This is a genomic window from Bdellovibrionales bacterium (genome assembly GCA_016716765.1).
In the GTDB taxonomy this organism is placed as follows: domain Bacteria; phylum Bdellovibrionota; class Bdellovibrionia; order Bdellovibrionales; family UBA1609; genus JADJVA01.
This window is the reverse complement of sequence record JADJVA010000004.1, coordinates 13,306-29,459: the sequence shown is the minus strand read 5'-3', so window position 1 is coordinate 29,459 and position 16,154 is coordinate 13,306. Positions and strand designations below refer to the sequence as shown.

15 protein-coding genes and 1 pseudogene are annotated in these 16,154 nt (G+C 45.1%); 5 read left to right on the top strand and 11 right to left on the bottom strand.

The features are described from left to right. The first annotated feature begins 370 nt into the window (after positions 1 to 370). Positions 371 to 757: a hypothetical protein gene (locus tag IPL83_01185; protein MBK9037766.1), complete on the top strand. Its 387-nt coding sequence runs from the start codon at positions 371 to 373 to the stop codon at positions 755 to 757. 84 nt (positions 758 to 841) lie between these two features. Here the strand turns inward: IPL83_01185 and IPL83_01180 are convergent, their stop codons facing one another. Both IPL83_01180 and proB read right to left on the bottom strand, forming a co-directional pair. Further along, positions 842 to 2,101: a glutamate-5-semialdehyde dehydrogenase gene (locus tag IPL83_01180; GenBank protein MBK9037765.1), complete on the bottom strand. Its 1,260-nt coding sequence runs from the start codon at positions 2,099 to 2,101 to the stop codon at positions 842 to 844. Then, positions 2,062 to 2,895: a glutamate 5-kinase gene (gene proB / locus IPL83_01175; protein ID MBK9037764.1), complete on the bottom strand. Its 834-nt coding sequence runs from the start codon at positions 2,893 to 2,895 to the stop codon at positions 2,062 to 2,064. Before proB ends, IPL83_01180 begins: the two co-directional genes overlap by 40 nt. A gap of 320 nt (positions 2,896 to 3,215) precedes the next feature. Between proB and IPL83_01170 the strand changes: the two are divergent. Then, a pseudogene (locus IPL83_01170) lies at positions 3,216 to 5,143 on the top strand (S9 family peptidase). An 85-nt stretch (positions 5,144 to 5,228) separates the two neighbouring features. On the opposite strand, the gene IPL83_01165 reads toward IPL83_01170, so the two are convergent. Both IPL83_01165 and IPL83_01160 read right to left on the bottom strand, forming a co-directional pair. Further along, positions 5,229 to 5,885, bottom strand: coding sequence for a hypothetical protein (locus IPL83_01165; protein ID MBK9037763.1), 657 nt, complete (start codon positions 5,883 to 5,885; stop codon positions 5,229 to 5,231). A gap of 28 nt (positions 5,886 to 5,913) precedes the next feature. Then, positions 5,914 to 6,585: a serine hydrolase gene (locus IPL83_01160; protein ID MBK9037762.1), complete on the bottom strand. Its 672-nt coding sequence runs from the start codon at positions 6,583 to 6,585 to the stop codon at positions 5,914 to 5,916. 126 nt (positions 6,586 to 6,711) lie between these two features. On the opposite strand from IPL83_01160, the gene IPL83_01155 reads away from it, so the two are divergent. Next, positions 6,712 to 7,023 (top strand): Smr/MutS family protein, encoded by a 312-nt coding sequence (locus tag IPL83_01155; GenBank protein MBK9037761.1) that lies wholly within the window; start codon positions 6,712 to 6,714, stop codon positions 7,021 to 7,023. Between the two features lie 29 nt (positions 7,024 to 7,052). After that, positions 7,053 to 7,568, top strand: coding sequence for an oligoribonuclease (gene orn / locus IPL83_01150; GenBank protein ID MBK9037760.1), 516 nt, complete (start codon positions 7,053 to 7,055; stop codon positions 7,566 to 7,568). A 59-nt stretch (positions 7,569 to 7,627) separates the two neighbouring features. On the opposite strand, the gene IPL83_01145 is transcribed toward orn, so the two are convergent. The 3 genes from IPL83_01145 to IPL83_01135 form a co-directional block, all read right to left on the bottom strand. Continuing rightward, positions 7,628 to 8,986, bottom strand: a complete 1,359-nt coding sequence (locus IPL83_01145; GenBank protein ID MBK9037759.1) for an adenosylhomocysteinase — start codon at positions 8,984 to 8,986, stop codon at positions 7,628 to 7,630. Positions 8,987 to 9,135: 149 nt separating this feature from the next. Next, complete coding sequence (map, locus tag IPL83_01140; GenBank protein MBK9037758.1) at positions 9,136 to 9,894, bottom strand: type I methionyl aminopeptidase; 759 nt, start codon at positions 9,892 to 9,894, stop codon at positions 9,136 to 9,138. A 188-nt stretch (positions 9,895 to 10,082) separates the two neighbouring features. Beyond that, a complete protein-coding gene (locus IPL83_01135; GenBank protein MBK9037757.1) occupies positions 10,083 to 10,454 on the bottom strand; it encodes a hypothetical protein in 372 nt (123 codons plus the stop codon). 320 nt (positions 10,455 to 10,774) lie between these two features. Between IPL83_01135 and IPL83_01130 the strand changes: the two genes are divergently transcribed. Next, a complete protein-coding gene (locus tag IPL83_01130; GenBank protein ID MBK9037756.1) occupies positions 10,775 to 11,365 on the top strand; it encodes a DnaJ domain-containing protein in 591 nt (196 codons plus the stop codon). 456 nt (positions 11,366 to 11,821) lie between these two features. On the opposite strand, the gene ettA is transcribed toward IPL83_01130, so the two are convergent. From ettA to IPL83_01110, 4 genes are all read right to left on the bottom strand, one after another. Next, complete coding sequence (gene ettA / locus IPL83_01125) at positions 11,822 to 13,501, bottom strand: energy-dependent translational throttle protein EttA (protein MBK9037755.1); 1,680 nt, start codon at positions 13,499 to 13,501, stop codon at positions 11,822 to 11,824. Positions 13,502 to 13,813: 312 nt separating this feature from the next. Then, positions 13,814 to 14,581, bottom strand: coding sequence for a sulfite exporter TauE/SafE family protein (locus IPL83_01120; GenBank protein ID MBK9037754.1), 768 nt, complete (start codon positions 14,579 to 14,581; stop codon positions 13,814 to 13,816). Positions 14,582 to 14,584: 3 nt separating this feature from the next. Beyond that, positions 14,585 to 15,625: a hypothetical protein gene (locus tag IPL83_01115; GenBank protein ID MBK9037753.1), complete on the bottom strand. Its 1,041-nt coding sequence runs from the start codon at positions 15,623 to 15,625 to the stop codon at positions 14,585 to 14,587. A gap of 74 nt (positions 15,626 to 15,699) precedes the next feature. Further along, positions 15,700 to 16,137 carry a hypothetical protein gene (locus IPL83_01110; protein ID MBK9037752.1) on the bottom strand — a complete coding sequence of 146 codons (438 nt, stop codon included), beginning with the start codon at positions 16,135 to 16,137 and terminating at the stop codon, positions 15,700 to 15,702. Between the last annotated feature and the right edge of the window lie 17 nt (positions 16,138 to 16,154).

Below are 16,154 nucleotides of genomic sequence, written 5' to 3'. Positions count from 1 at the left end.
CTTGTATCGTCAAATCCTCACTGTTGTCAGCAAATTATTGGGATTGCACAAACAAAGTAGGGAAACGAGGCGACTATAGCGACTTGAATGCCCTCTTTCAATCAAAAATCAGCCATGAAAGTTATTATTCATCTTCTTGGATAGAATTAAATGGATGGAATCAGATGCAATTGGGTGGATTTTATATGCAATTGGGCGGCACTGGAGGGGCTGCACGGGGCCAATTGGGTAACTAATAAGATCATTAACAGGGTTTTGAGGCTCTGCCAAAAGAATAATTGAGGGTGCTTCTCGGGTAGACAGCCCGCCAGATTCTCTTTAGACTAACTCACTCAGTGCACCAAACACCCTAAGGGAGGAATAATATTCAATGAAAAATGTAGTTTTTCTGTTGATATCTGCATCATTGTTCGCGTGCTCATCGCCTGAGAAGAGCGCCACGTCAAACTCAGACACCAAGAAAGCTGAAACCACATCGAATCAGCCGCCTCCTGCCGCTCTAGAGAAGGCAGCTGAAAAAGCTCAGAAATCCGCGACCTCTGCTACAGATGCAGAAAAGAAGGTCGTATGCAAAGCTGGAAATGACACCAGAGAGCTGAGCCTGGTCAAATCACAGTCTGGAGGCTGTGAAACTCATTACAATAAATTCGGAAAAAGCGATGTCGTAGCAACAGCCAAAGTCGGCACTAGTCATTGCGAAGGTATTTTAACTCGCATCAAAGACAAACTCGTCGAGTCTCAATTTACTTGTGAATAAATTTTGAATAGACAAGGTTCGGCTGATTGGTTTTTCGTTAAATCAATCAGCCTTACTATCAGCTTTTGAAGATTCAGAAATCTCTTAGCATTCAAGATTCCGGTGCGAAAATAGTTTCGCATTTGATCCCATATAGTCAGCCACTCGATGACCATGCCCGCGAAGTACGTACTTATAAATGGTCAACCCCTCTAGGCCGACAGGGCCTCGAGCGTGTGTTTTGTTTGTGCTGATACCGACCTCCGCGCCGAATCCGTAGCGAAAGCCATCTGAGAACCGAGTCGAACAATTAACAAAAACGTTTGCAGAGTCCACTTCGCGAATAAATTGGTCCGCTGCCACTAAATCTTGGCTCAGGATGACATCCGTGTGATGGGATCCAAAGCTATTGATATGAGAGATCGCCTCTTCAAGGCCTAAAACAGATTTCACAGCCAATCTTAAATCTCCGTATTCGACGCTCCAGGAAGAGGGGGTCTCAATAAGCTCAATTCCCACTTTGTTTCTTCGGAGCAAAGAAATCACTTCATCGTAGTGCTTCTGATGAACGAGGAGAGTCTCAAGCGCGTTGCAGGCCGAGGGGTTTTGAGCTTTTGAATCATGGATCAAAGCAATCGCCTCAGAAATATCGAAATTCCGGTCCATATAGAGATGGCAGATCCCATCGGCGTGGCCGAGAACTGGAATTTTTGTCTGTGCCTTCACCGATTTTACCAGGTCGTTCGAGCCTCGAGGAATCACCAGATCGATGTAAGCGTCCTGAGAAAGCATTTTTGCCACCTCGTCTCGAGAACCAATAAAGCTCAACCAGTGTCGCGGCAGAAATTGACACTCTTCATTTAGTAGCTTCACTATTTCCTCTATCGCTTGCAAAGTATGAAAGGCTTCTTTGCCACCCTTAAGAACTCCCGCATTTCCGCTCTTTAGCAACAAAGATCCGATTTGAACGGCCACATCGGGACGACTCTCAAAAATAACTCCGATCACTCCGATCGGAGTTGCCACTCTTTCCAGAGTGAGCCCGTGATCAAGTTCTCTGTGCAAAGTTCTTTCTCCAATAGGATCTTTCAATCCCTGAAGATCTGAGAGTCCACGAACAAGTTCGGATATTTTTTCATTTGAAAGTGTGAGACGCTGAAAAAGACTAGACGATAATTTTCCCCTTTGCTCTTCCAGATCTTTGGCATTCGCTTGAATGAGCCAGGTTCTTTTTGTTTCAAGGATGTCAGACAAGGCCGCAAGCGCCTGATTTTTCTGCTGGCTCGTTAAATAGGCCATCGTGAGACTCGCTTGTTTGACTCTCTTTAGGGTTTCTTCCACACAGTGCCCTTTCCTACTACAAATGTTCCACACAAAGGCGCGCGACGATCGGCAAAAGTTTTAAAAAAAGTTTCAAGTTGTCCTTCCTTGAAACCGGAAACAACCCAACAGGGCGTTCCTCCCTCTGCCGCCAGACGGGCTGAGGATATCTTGCTTTTCACCCCTCCCCTACCAAGTTTCGAATTGTTCCAGACATGAACCTGATCCAATACACTGAGGTCTTCCACATAAGGGAGCGGCCTATCACTGGAGTTTTTAGGCTTATCAAGATAGATACCCTCGCTATCCGTCAATATAACTAACAAACGCGCTTTGATCTCCAAAGCCAAGAGCGCGGACAATCGATCGTTATCGCCAAAAGAGAGATCCGATTCACCCAAAATTTCCAATTCCTCCGTAGAGGTCACGTCATTCTCATTGATCACCGGAATAACTGGAAATCTTTCCAGCTCCCGAAGAGATGCCATCAAATTTTTACGACGCTCCTCATTTTTAAGATCTTGGGAATTAATCAAAATCTGTCCTGCCATGAGCCCAAAACGGGAGAGAATAATATTATAGTTCTGAATGAGAACAGATTGACCAATCGCTGCACAGGCCTGTTTTTCAGCGAGAGATAAGTCACCTTTAAGATTAAGCCGCATTCTGCCCAGACCGACCGCTCCTGATGAAACAATCATCGCCTGCTGATGGGGCTTACTGACAAATGGCAGGACTTCATCAAGTAGACGCGAAAGCCTGGCAGCAGCGAAAGAGCCATCTTCTCCAGTCAAAACTCCAGTTCCAATTTTAATCACAATCCGATCGATCCCGTCCATTCCGTCCAGCCCTCAAATTACTCGTCGTTGTTGATTCCCCACACCTGCCCAGTCGCTCCCTTCCTTGATCTGAAAGAAGAGCAAAAAGGCCGTGAGGAAAATCCTAGCTCATTTAACAAAGCAGTGATACCGTGACGACGTCAAAATGCCAACCAAATGTTATGTTACTTTTGAATTGGGATTGATTATATCTTATATATTCTATTCGCAAATTATTTGAAATGACTTGGTGAATTGGCGATTGAGTGAATGTGCGATTAGGTAATTTGCTATTTGGATATTTGAACAGACAACCGCGATTCGAGGAGAATTAAAAAAATATGAAAAACCGAATGATTGGTCTCTTTCCTGCGTGTGCTTTTTTTCTCATCGCCTGTGCCCAGCCAGCAACTCGGCAGATCGCATCGGCTCCCAAAGCTACGGCCCAAATCCCTGTGCGTGACTTCTTTCGTAATCCTACCAGCTCAAGGTTTGCTCTGTCCCCCTCAGGAGATCACCTCGCTTTTTTGCAGCCCTACAAAACTCGAATGAATATCTCTGTCATGAAAAGTTCTCAGGTGGGACAGGATCTCTCTAAAGCCCAGCGAGTGACCAACATCCTGGCACGTGACATCAGCAATTTTTTCTGGAAAGGGAACAAAACTCTTGTCTTCTCAAGAGATGAGGGCGGAGACGAAAATTTCCATCTTTTCTCAGTAGATATTAAGGGAAAAAATCTAAAAAAATTGACTCCTTTCCCGGGGGTTCGAATGGAGATCATCGACGATCTCGAAGACATCGACGAAAACCATGTCCTGATCGGGTTGAACAAGAGAAAAAAGGAGATTTTTGATGTCTATCGCCTGAACATCAAGTCAGGAAAACTAGTTCTGGTAGCAGAAAACCCAGGAAACTTCACGAGCTGGATCACGGATCACAATGGCAAGATAAGGGTGCTATCGCGACAAATGGGGTCAACACCGATCTCTACTATCGGGAAAGCGAAAAAGGAAGTTTCAGAAAAACTTTTTCATCTGATTTTAAAACTTCCGTCTCTCCTCATTTTTTTACTTTTGATAATAAGTTTGTTTATGCGTCTTCTAATCTTGGTCGCGACAAATCCGCAATCGTTAAGTTTGATCTTGCAGAAGGGAAAGAACTTGAAAAAATCTTTGATCATAGCGAGGTCGATGTTGAAGATCTCTCCTATTCAAAGAAAAGAAAAGTGCTCGTTGCCGCTCTGTTTACAACTTGGAAAAAAGAGCGCCACTTCTTTGACGCAAAAACAGAAGCGATTTTTTCAAAAGTGACGAAAGCTCTCCCCAGTTACGAAATTTCATTTTCTAGTTTGAATAGAGATGAATCTAAAATTGTGGTTCGATCTTATAGCGATAGGAGCCTGGGATCCTTTTACCTTTTTGATGTCGCCAGTGAAACTCTATCTAAAATTAGCGAAGTCGGCCCTTGGATCAACGAATCCGAGATGGCCGAGATGAAACCTGTCTCCTATCAAAGTCGAGATGGTTTAACTATTAACGGGTATCTCACGCTCCCCAGAAACTATATCAGTGGCAAGATACCCATCGTCATTCACCCGCACGGAGGCCCTTGGGCCAGAGATGGATGGGGCTATAACCCAACTATCCAATGGCTCGCCAACCGGGGATATGGGGTTTTACAGATGAATTTTAGAGGGTCCACTGGGTATGGTCGAAAATTCTGGGAAGCCTCGTTCAAGCAATGGGGAAAGACCATGCAAAACGATATTTCAGATGGTGTGCAGTGGCTAATTAAAAAGGAAGTAGCCGATCCAAAAAGAATTTGTATTTATGGAGGAAGTTACGGCGGCTACGCAGTTTTAGCTGGCCTCGCTTTTACTCCTGAGCTTTACGCCTGCGGAGTTGACTATGTCGGAGTTTCAAATCTTTTTACTTTTATGAAAACGATTCCTCCTTACTGGAAACCCTTTCTGGATATGATGTACGAAATGGTTGGCAATCCAGAAGTGGACAAAGAATTGATGCATTCTGCTTCGCCCGTGTTTCACGTTGATCGCATCAAAGCTCCTCTTTTCGTTGTTCAGGGGGCCAAGGACCCGCGAGTGAACATTGAAGAATCAAATCAGATCGTAAATGCTCTCAGAGCTAAGGGAATTGACGTTCCCTATTTGGTCAAACAGGATGAAGGCCATGGATTTCACAATGAGGAAAACAGATTTGAGTTTTATGAAGCCATGGAGAAATTTCTCGAGCAACACTTGAAACCCTGACTCTGTCGCGTCGAAAAAATGCAGTTCGACACTCCGGTTTGAAGCCGTTGGATTGAAACCAACGGTTTACCCGTCCTGCCGCAGACTATTGCCTTGCCGCCATCAACTTTTCCCACAAAGTTACATCAAGCTTGCTCTCAGAATACTGAGTTTCATCTCCCACGGGTGGCGTGCCATGTCGTGCAATGACGAGGTCGAGACTGGGGACAATGTAGATCTTTTTATCGCCAAGACCAAGAGCCGCGATGAGATCAGCCGGAGCTGACTTAATCAGAGATCCGGTGAAAGACCCATCGTTATTTGCAGCCTTGCACTTCGCTGTCGGCTTAAGCAGCCCTAAGCTATCAAAACAGGAGCCCGACATCCAACTTGGTTGACCATTGAGCCAAAACAAAAAGCCATAGGACCTATTCATTCTTTCCAAAGAAGTCCCTGAAAAAATTGGCAGGGACAAAAATGGAGATGTCGCTTTCTTCACAAATTCTGAGTTAACGATAGATTCATCCTTCCAATTTCCATTGCCCAACATCAAGAGACCAAATCGGGCCATATCCCGGCCACTAGAAATAATGTTCTCGGTCAAAACCTGGCTGTCACTCATTCCAATGCGATCAAAAATTTTCTCCTTGAGATACTGATCCCTCCCCTGCCCAACCCGGTCGATCACAGCAAACAACCGATGATAGGCCGTGGTATTATAAAACCAGGAGTTCACAGGAGCTTGGTATTTATCGTTGATCAAAACTCCTTTTATCTTGCCCTCAGGAGTCTCAAAGCCATCTCCCCCCAGCGGGGGCCCCGTCAAGTCCACTTGTCATTGATAGAAGATGCTTGATCCGAATTTTATCCTCGTCAATCGCGGATAAATTCGTCCAACTTCCCAAAAATTGCGAAACTGGATCTTCAAGCTTAAGCCGTCCTTCTTGCTCAGCAATTCCAATCGCCACACTGACCACCGATTTTGAAGCAGAATGAATCCTGTCGGCAGAGCTACAATCCCAGTTGGCGACTCTTAAAAGTCCTTGCGTCAGGCCGCTGTTGTAATCAGAAAGATCAATTTTTCCGCTGTACCACTCCCGAACAATTCTCCCTTGATGGAGAATGACAAAAGCTGTTGTGTGCTGACTGGGCTCCTTAATAAAGTTCATGACTTCATTTAACTTTTCCTCGTTGAATCCAGCAGACAATGAAGAAGTGTATTCCCAAGTGGATGAATCGCAGGCTTCCTTCTCTGAATTACTCACTGGTGGGTAATAGAAGCTCTTGTCATTTGGTGGTGGGAGAGTGGGCGTCGGCGGTTCTGAATCCTCATTTCTGACCTCTTGATTCGGACCGGAGAGTGGTAGGTAGCCCGACGAACAAGATTGAAAAGATTGAATTGACAATCCCAGAGGAATTGCGAAGATAATCGCGGCTTTCATTAATGGCTTTATAGAACGCATATAAAAATCTCCTAGCTATATGATAACACGGGATTTAATTGTCAGTTGCGCGACTTTCAGAACAATTTTAAATTTATAAAGGTTTCAAACACTTAGGCCCTCATCTTATCGAGAAGCAGGAACTCCATGAAGAGCAGAAGATCGACCCCTTCAAAGGCCAAGACAGGAGGAACAAAGGGAAGCCCTGGTAAAGCGGCTGTTCGAATGATTGATTTGCACGGACGAACTCAAGACGAAATTTTTGACCTCGTCGATCGATTTATGCTGAATGAGGTCAAAAAGAATTCCCAACAGGTCAAAATAATGACTGGAAAAGGCAAGGGTATCGTCCAGAAACAAGTGATCGACTACTTGAAAAAAGCTGGATACCATTGGAATTATGAAAGATTGGATAACGGCAAAGCGAATGAAGGCGTTCTGATCGTTTATCTTGACTGAAACAACTCCAAAAGACAAAGGAGAATGGGGTGGATTATCTGCTGTGGTTTGATATGGAAATGACGGGCCTCGACGTTGAGAAGGAAGTTCCAATCGAAGTGGCCGCAACCGTTACCAATAAGAAACTCGAAATAGTCGATTCCTATCATGCGATCATAAATCAACCACAAAAATATCTGGAATCTATGGACGACTGGAATCGAAAACACCACGGAAATTCAGGACTTCTCCAACTTATTCCATCTGGTAAATCAACTTCTGTTGTCGAAGCCGATCTTTTGCAACTTCTTGATAAGTACTGGGCAGAAGAAAAAGTGATTCTTGCTGGAAACTCCATTTCTCAGGACCGCTTATTTATTAACAAGTATTTCCAGAGGTTTGCAGAACGATTGCACTATCGAATGCTCGATGTGACGGCTTTCAAAATTGTGTTTAACAATTTTTACAGCCGCGTTTTTCAAAAGAAAAATGCCCACCGAGCCTCAGAGGACATTCAGGAGAGTCTTAACGAACTCTCCTTTTACCTCTCTTTTATTGAGAAATAACATAACAGGCGCCCAACAAACCAACAAAGCCCAGATGAGGCTGTGCTTTAGAAGAAGCACTAGTAACGATAGTGCTCTGGCTTAAATGGACCCTTGGGACTCAATCCAAGGTAGGTCGCCTGCTTCTCTGACAGAGTCGTCAATTTCACACCGAGCTTTTCTAAGTGCAATGCGGCAACTTTTTCATCGAGCGCCTTTGGCAACCGATAGACACCAATCTCGGAATAGGCCGAACGATTGTTCCAAAGTTCCATTTGTGCAAGGACCTGATTTGTAAATGAATTGGACATGACAAAAGAAGGATGGCCCGTTCCGCAACCAAGATTCACCAAACGACCCTTCGCAAGAATAATCACTTTGCGCCCATTTTTCAAAGTGTGAAGATCAACTTGGGGTTTGATTTCAACGACAGAGGAGTTCTTATTCAGCCAAGCCATATCGATCTCAATATCAAAATGACCAATATTACAAACGATCGCCCCAGTTTTCATTTTTTCAAAATGAGAGGCCGTGACAATGTCGCAACATCCTGTGGCTGTCACAATAATATCAGCCTGAGGGATGGCCTCATCCATGGTAGTTACCTGAAAACCCTCCATTGCTGCTTGAAGCGCACAAATAGGATCAATTTCAGTGACAAGGACTCGCGCACCAAATCCGCGCATGCTCTGAGCAGAACCCTTACCCACATCTCCATATCCGGCCACAACAACAACTTTTCCAGCGACCATCGTATCTGTCGCACGCTTAATCCCATCAGCCAAAGACTCACGACACCCATAGAGATTATCAAACTTTGATTTTGTCACTGAATCATTGATGTTTATGGCAGGAACTCGAAGACGACCTTCTTTGAGCATTTTCTCAAGGTTATGAACGCCCGTTGTAGTTTCTTCGGAAATTCCGACGATCTTCTTTAGCTCATCGGCAAAGCGAGGCTCGTGCATCATGTTAGTCAAGTCACCCCCATCATCAAGAATCAAATCATATCCCTCAGCTCCCCAACCAAGAATCGACTGCTCAATACACCAGTTAAACTCAGTTTCTGTTTCTCCCTTCCAAGCGAAAACTGGCACACCTGTCGCCGCAATTGCAACAGCAGCATGATCTTGTGTTGAGTAGATATTGCAAGAACTCCAACGAACCTTAGCCCCGAGACTGGTCAATGTTTCTATCAAAACGGCTGTCTGAATAGTCATGTGAAGACATCCAGTGATCTTAACTCCGTTCAGAGGCTTTTTTGCGCCAAATTCGGCCCTCAAGGCCATGAGACCCGGCATTTCCGACTCTGCAATTTTAATTTCCTCACGACCCCAGCGGGCCAATTCTGCAAATTTTTGGGGATCGTTCATCGCCTCCGAGCACACGCGATAATCAGGATCTTGAGTCTGCAATTTCTTTGGAGTATTGATCGTCATATTTGTCACCTCAGGCACTTTCTTCTCCTTAGTTTCGATAGTCTAGCAGCAAATCAGAACAGATACGTACAACGGGCCCGCAGTTTACTGGTTCCCCCCAAAAAATCAAGACATCGCGAAGTTATCCTATGACCCTTAGCACGTTAGCCTCAGTCTCGAAGAGTGAGGATCTCATAGCCTTTGTCAGTTATCAAAATCGTATGTTCAAATTGAGCTGAGAGAGTTCCATCACCGGTGTCATAATATTTGATTGAAGAGTTTGGTATTGAATACTCAATAATTGGCGCTGGTGTCTCATTGATCATGGGTTCGACGGTCAGACAGGTAAAAGGAATCAACTTGTCGCCCCTTCCACGCTTTCCGTAAGAAGGAACGAAAGGGTCCATATGAAACTTCTTTCCGATGCCATGTCCACCAATTTCCCTCACTGGATAGTAACCTTTTTTCGTCGAGAACTTCTGAATAGCAAATCCGATGTCTCCCGTCGTTCCATGAGGCCGTACCTCCTCTATGCCCTTGAACATTGCCTCCTCGGCCGCTTCTGTAATCCGAATCGCTCTCTCTGAGACCTGACCCACATAAAAAGTAGCCGAAGTATCTCCAAAAAAGCCATTTTTAAGAGTCGTTACGTCGATATTGACAATGTCCCCCTCTTTCAGAGGAGTATCATCAGGAACACCATGGCAAACACACCTGTTGACGGATGTGCATATGGACTTAGGGTATCCGTGATAATTCAGTGGTGCGGGCTCAGCTCCATGACCTAGGGTGAAGTCATAAACTATTTTGTCCAGCTCATTGGTTGTTATCCCCGGACGAACATAGGTTTTCACGTTTGAAAGCGTTCGTGCCGCAAGTTGGCAGACAGCTTCCATCAATCGTATTTCATTGGCCGCTATAGGAGTCATAATGCCTCACTCATAGGTTCCTTAATATCAGAGCCAACCTCGAGCGGGCAACCTGGATTCGAGAAGAAACCATGGCATTCAAGATTATAATGAGAAAAATGAGAAAAAATGGGAAGAAAACAAAGCCAAAAAAAGGCCCGTACCCAATCAAGTACGAGCCTCCATCAACTTTTAATGAAAATCGTCAATTAGCTCAAATGCTTGCTGACAATTTTTGTCATTTCAAACATCGAAACCGTGTTTTTGCCAAAAACAGTTTTCAGTTTTGCATCGGCATTGATGTTGCGTTTATTTTTTGCGTCCTGGAGATTGTGCTTTTTGATGTAAGCCCAAAGTTTCTTCACTACCTGAGTGCGTGGGATCGGACCAGATCCGATTACCGCAGCCAGAGCAGCACTTGGCTGAAGAGGTCTCATAAACGCTGGATTTGGTTTACGCTTTGTTTTAGCCTTAGCTACCTTTTTGGTGGCTTTGGCTGTTTTTGCTGTTGCCTTTTTCGTTACTTTCTTCGCGGCCTTTTTAGTTGCCTTCTTTTTAGTTGCCTTCTTTTTCTTAGCCATTTCTTTTTCCTCCCCGTTGTACTAACGGATATTCCTATTGGGCTAAATCGAACACTCTGATGATACTAATTTGAAAACAGATGTCCAAAGAAAATTATGATTATTTTCACTTTTCCGAGAGAAAATGACATTTTTCTGAGAGAAAAACGAAAATTCCGCACTTCAACAACTCTCTCTGATATGGAATGAGTCGATTTTCTGACTGAAGCCAGCTCTTCAATCAAAATACATTCCTCTTCTGAGGTCGTGTTTTGGCTCTATTCGAGACCAGTATTCTCTTCCAAAATTGAATTTTGGAGGAATACTTCCGAAGAGTTCTCATGAGTGAACATTTCTCCTTCAGAGACATTCTAAAGAAGAAAATGGAAGAATCAGATCCGCTGATGCCATCAAAACCTCTCTGTTCAGTCTATTCAGAGGATTCGATCAAGAACCAAAAAATAGACCAAATAGAGCTCTCCCAAGGAACTAGACCCGATATCAGCACAAATTCCCTTCACTCTTTGGCTCAAGGACACAAAATCTATAACCGGCAGAAACAAAAAAAGTCCAATGACAAGAGAGCCTCCGATGGGACGACAAGCCTCAATTGGTTCCGGAGGCAAGATGCTTCTCTGAATTCCGAAGAAAGGAAAAATGAATGCCAATCTCCTCTGACCAGAGGTCCAGACTCAGAAGCAGAATTCTCAGTTGAGATTTCTCAATTTCCATTAGAATTGTGGGTGGACTTAGAAGTCTTTCGCCGTTTGGGAAGCGCTCCTTCTTCACCATTGACGCGAAAGAAGCTTAAAAAGCACTATCGCCTCTTAGCAATGAGGTTTCACCCCGATCGCGAGGGTGGCTGCCCAGAGACCTTTAAATCTCTGCAGCAGGCCTATGGTTCTCTAAGTAAAGCACTGACAGCTAAATAACTATGAACTGGCTCACTTGATTGTTGTTCCAAACTCCAGGGCGCCTGGCTGAACCAATCTCAGGAGCTCAGGATCTTCAAACATACGTCCGGCAGCAGCGCTCACGTTGTGAGCACTGCACCAAGCCGAACTCGATCCTGAACCCCTGAGATTGCTTCAGTCAGCTCCCTGTGTCTTTTGGACACAACTGAATCACCGAAGGCTTGCGGCCCAACCAAGGATTCCAAATTCGGATAGCGATCATGACAATTCATCCTTAAGGTTTATGGAGTTTTTCGTTGAACAACAGATTTTTCGGATGAGCCGAAGGATCTCGCTTTTAACACAGCGGCTGGCCCGCAAGCCTTCGGTGTGAGCGCTGCTGCCGGACGTATGTTTGAAGATCCTGAGCTCCTGAGATTGGTTCAGCCAGGCGCCCTGGAGTTTGGAACAACAATCAAGTGAGCCAGTTCAAATTTAATGAGCCAACAACTTATAATGGATTCGCTTTGGTACTAGGATGTCAGTTCCAAGACGCCGTTTTAAGTCTTGCTCATATTCTGAGTAAGGCCCCGGATACCAATAAACTTGGGATTCTCCCTCAAAGGCCAATGTGTGAGTGCAGACCCTGTCCAAAAACCATCGATCGTGACTAATGATGATGGCACTGCCACCGAACTCGTTCAAAGCATCTTCCAGTGCTCTCATGGTGTTGACATCCAAATCGTTCGTCGGCTCATCCAATAGCAGTAAATTGCCGCCCTCTTTAAGCATTTTGGCCAAATAAAGGCGATTTTTTTCTCCTCCAGAAAGCATCCCCACTTTTTTCTGCTGATCTCCTCCCGAAAAGTTAAACCAAGAGACATAGGCCCGAGAGGGGACTTCTCTCCCCCCCAAAACGACCACATCCTTACCATCTGAGATTTCATCGTGAACAGTTCTATCCAACTGAAGTTGATCGCGGTTTTGATCAATGTGCGCGATCTTCACGGTGTCACCCACTTTAAAGGTACCGGCGTCTGGAGTTTCTTTTCCCGTGATCATTCGAAACAGGGTTGATTTTCCAGCTCCGTTCGGACCGACCACACCAACAATGGCTCCGCGAGGAATAGAGAGGTCCATGTTGTCAATCAAGAGCTTGTCTCCATACCCCTTCCTGACCCCTTTGGCCTCGATCACAATTTCTCCAAGACGAGGGCCAGCAGGAATATAAATTTGCAAATCCTTTAGTTTCTCCTGAGTCGGCTCTTTGAGCATAGCCTCGTAATTCGATACACGCGCTTTTGCCTTTGCATGGCGACCCTTGGCCCCCATCCTCACCCACTCCAATTCCTTTTCGAGAGACTTCATGCGCCGATCATCTGTCTTTTGCTCTTGAGCCAGCCTTCGATCTTTCTGCTCAAGCCATGAGGAATAGTTTCCCTTCCAAGGAATACCTTCACCACGATCCAACTCCAGTATCCAGCCCGCCACATTGTCCAAGAAATAGCGATCGTGGGTGACGGCAATAACGGTACCAGGAAATTTATGCAAAAACCCTTCGAGCCAGGCCACCGATTCAGCGTCCAGATGATTCGTCGGTTCATCCAAGAGCAAAATGTCAGGATTTGACAACAGGAGACGAGCAAGAGCTATTCGTCGCTTTTCTCCCCCAGACAAATGAGTGACAGCGACGTCTCCCGGAGGACAACGAAGAGCTTCCATGGCTTGCTCTACTTTTTGGTCTATCTCCCATCCATCAAGAGCCTCAATTTTTTCCTGAATGGAGCCTTGTTTTTCAATGAGCTTTTCCATTTTATTGGGGTCTAAATCTGGATCACAGAGATCCTCGCTAATTTTTTGGAAATCACTCAATAATTTGTTGATCTCGCCAAGACCATCCATCACATTTTCTCGTACTGTCTTGGAATCATTCAGATGAGGCTCCTGTTCGAGATAGCCCACTTTAAAATCCCTGGCGGGAAAAGCCTCGCCGAGGAAATCATGATCAACACCGGCCATAATCCTGAGAAGAGAGGATTTTCCAGCCCCATTCAAACCGAGCACCCCAATTTTCGCCCCGTAAAAGTAAGAAAGGTAGATATTCTTCAGCACATACTTGCTTGGCGGATAGACCTTGCCTACTCCCTTCATGGTATAAATAATTTCTTCTGCCATAAAGGCCTCCTTAGTTTGATTTTCTCTCCGACCAAAACTATTGCTTATCTCATCTTGATTTGTCTTGTCAAAAGTACCCGATGTTTTTAAAACTTAGCTATGGCAAAATATCTCGATAGAAAAACAAAGCGACTCTTTGAGGCCTGTGAACGAGGGCTCGAACGCCTTGAAAAATGGAAGCTCACTGAAGACATTCCTATAGAAAAGCACCAAGATCCTTTCAGTCGAAAACAAGTCCTCTTCACCCAATTGAAACACAAGCTTGAGGAATTATCGCTCTAGCCTATAATTATCTTAATTATCATGGCTCGTCTACGATTGGTAGGCATCCCAAAAAACTTTGAGAGCCAGCCCCAGCAACACACTCAGCAAAATGATTCGACGGGGACGTTCGGGGATCCGCTGCTGAATTCGACGAGCCGCTAAACCTGAAATCCAGGCTCCAGCAAATAATTTTAAGGCCATGTCTCCGTGCACCATCCCCCACCGCAGGAAGTCCTCCCCATGAGGCCAATCAATAAAGGCCATCGATCCAAAAAAAGTCGTAAAAATCATCACTGCATTCGTCGTTGGAGTCACCCTTCTATGGTCAACTAACTTCAATCCCATTAATAAAGGTGAAACAATAATCCCAGAACCAAGACCGCTGATTCCCGAGGCAACACCACCCATGAGTCCGATAATCAACAGATGAATTTTGCGACTTCCCATCCTTATGGTTGTCACAGTCTCCTTTCGGCCCTGCCACACAAAAAGAATAAGAATTGTTCCCAAAATAAACTTCAGCCCAGCGGTGGGCATCCAACGAGTCAAATAGGCAGCCAGAAAGGATCCGATCGCCGTCAAGGGCCCAACTCGAAGAGAAACACCCCAATCCACGCTTTTCTGCCGATGAAAGCTAATCGTATTATTCAGGGAAACCAAAAAAATAGTAAAGAGCGAAGTCGCGATAACTTCCCGGGCATTCACGAAAGTAATCATCGGCAAGAATGGTACAATGAGAATTCCTCCTCCGACTCCAAAAAGGGATGAGAAAATTCCCACGAAAAAACCTAAAATAAGAATAGCGGCTGATTCCATGAGCTAGGCTCGAATCAATTCGAGGCCTATTCCAAAATGATCGGAACCCATCATTTTGCCCCCAGGATCAAGGCCCTTAAAGAGTTCCGCCTTTAACTTGTAAGAATGAGAAGTACGGAAATAAAGAAAATCAATGCGTCGTGCATCTTTTTCGCTACGCCGAACCTTTTCAAGAAGAGTCTGTTCAAGGCTTTGAGGAATGCCCTTCACTTCAAATTCAAAATTGGCCCGGAAGGCATCGTTTAACAAATGATTTTCCCGGTTCTCTTCCCGATCCCATGTCAGCCCAGGATCGCCAGCGCCTCCGAGCGCCCAGCCATCTCTGAAGCCCAAGTCCAAGATTTTTTTTGCCACTATGCTGCGAGGACCACTGTTAAAATCTCCTCCCAAAACGATCAAATCATAACGATTTCGAATGGGCTTAAGGACATCAAACACCCGACTCAATTCCTTCAAACGACGCCTATCTCCTCGTCCCAAATCCCACTTGATTGAGCTTCCCAAGGATTCGCTGACAGATCCCTCCGACACACACTGATCAATCTGATCCGTCCATTCAGGCTCATACTCGACGCCATGGTGAAGATGAAGGTTCACCAGTAACACCCTTCCCCAGCTCGGGTGCTGAAGTTCTCCAAAGAGTGCGTATCTGGATTCCTCAAATTGCAGGGAAAAAGGTCCGCGACTAGACGGCCACCTGCCGCTGAGTTTTACCCCTCCTAAGGACTTCAGCTTCCAAATAGGATTAGCCATTATGGCCAATCCCGACTGAAGGTTAAAAGGAGGGCCAATCCCAAATATTTTCACCCCACTCAAATCAAGTTGTTCAATATGCGATAGCTGCAATTCAGACGAAAAATAATAAGCTGCTGGGTAGACGGGGTTGAGTTCCTGAAAAAACAAAACATCTGGTTTCCAGGCTCGCAAACTGCGGACCTGTATCTGCCCCCTCAGCAGCCTCCGTCCACGAGGCTCTAACTCACCAAATAACAGGCGCCCGCTACCATCAAGACCATGCCAAAGATTGTAAGTCAAAAAACGCATTTTTTACAGTCCACGGCCGACAGCCTATACTCTATAGCTTATAGCTTATAGGCTACAGCTTAAAGTGAAAGTTTCTAGTGGCGCCCGTGAACCAACGACCGATCTAAATCTTGAAAGGTCACTTGGATGGAAGTGCTTCCAACCTCGGTCACAATTCCCAATCCAAACTTAGGATGATCAATTGCTGAGTTTATGGCGAACGAGACCGTCATTTTGTAGGGCAATATATTTCCGGAGCCAAATTTACCCTTAAGTTCAGTGAATTTATCCATTTGTTTGGCAGGCGCGCCCTTTGCAATACGAGCAGATTTCGTTTTTGCCTTTTCAGCTGCGGTTTTCTTTGGCTTTTCCAGCTTAAAGGTTTTCTTGCTCTTACACACTTCACATTCGACTTTGGCCGAACTCTTTGTCAGATGAGCCACAACCACATGGTAGCGTCCACATTCACATTTCTTGCAATCAAGAAATACTCGCTTTGCCACATCGGGCAGACTCTTTATTTCTTCTTCCATTCTGGTTGTCTCTCTTC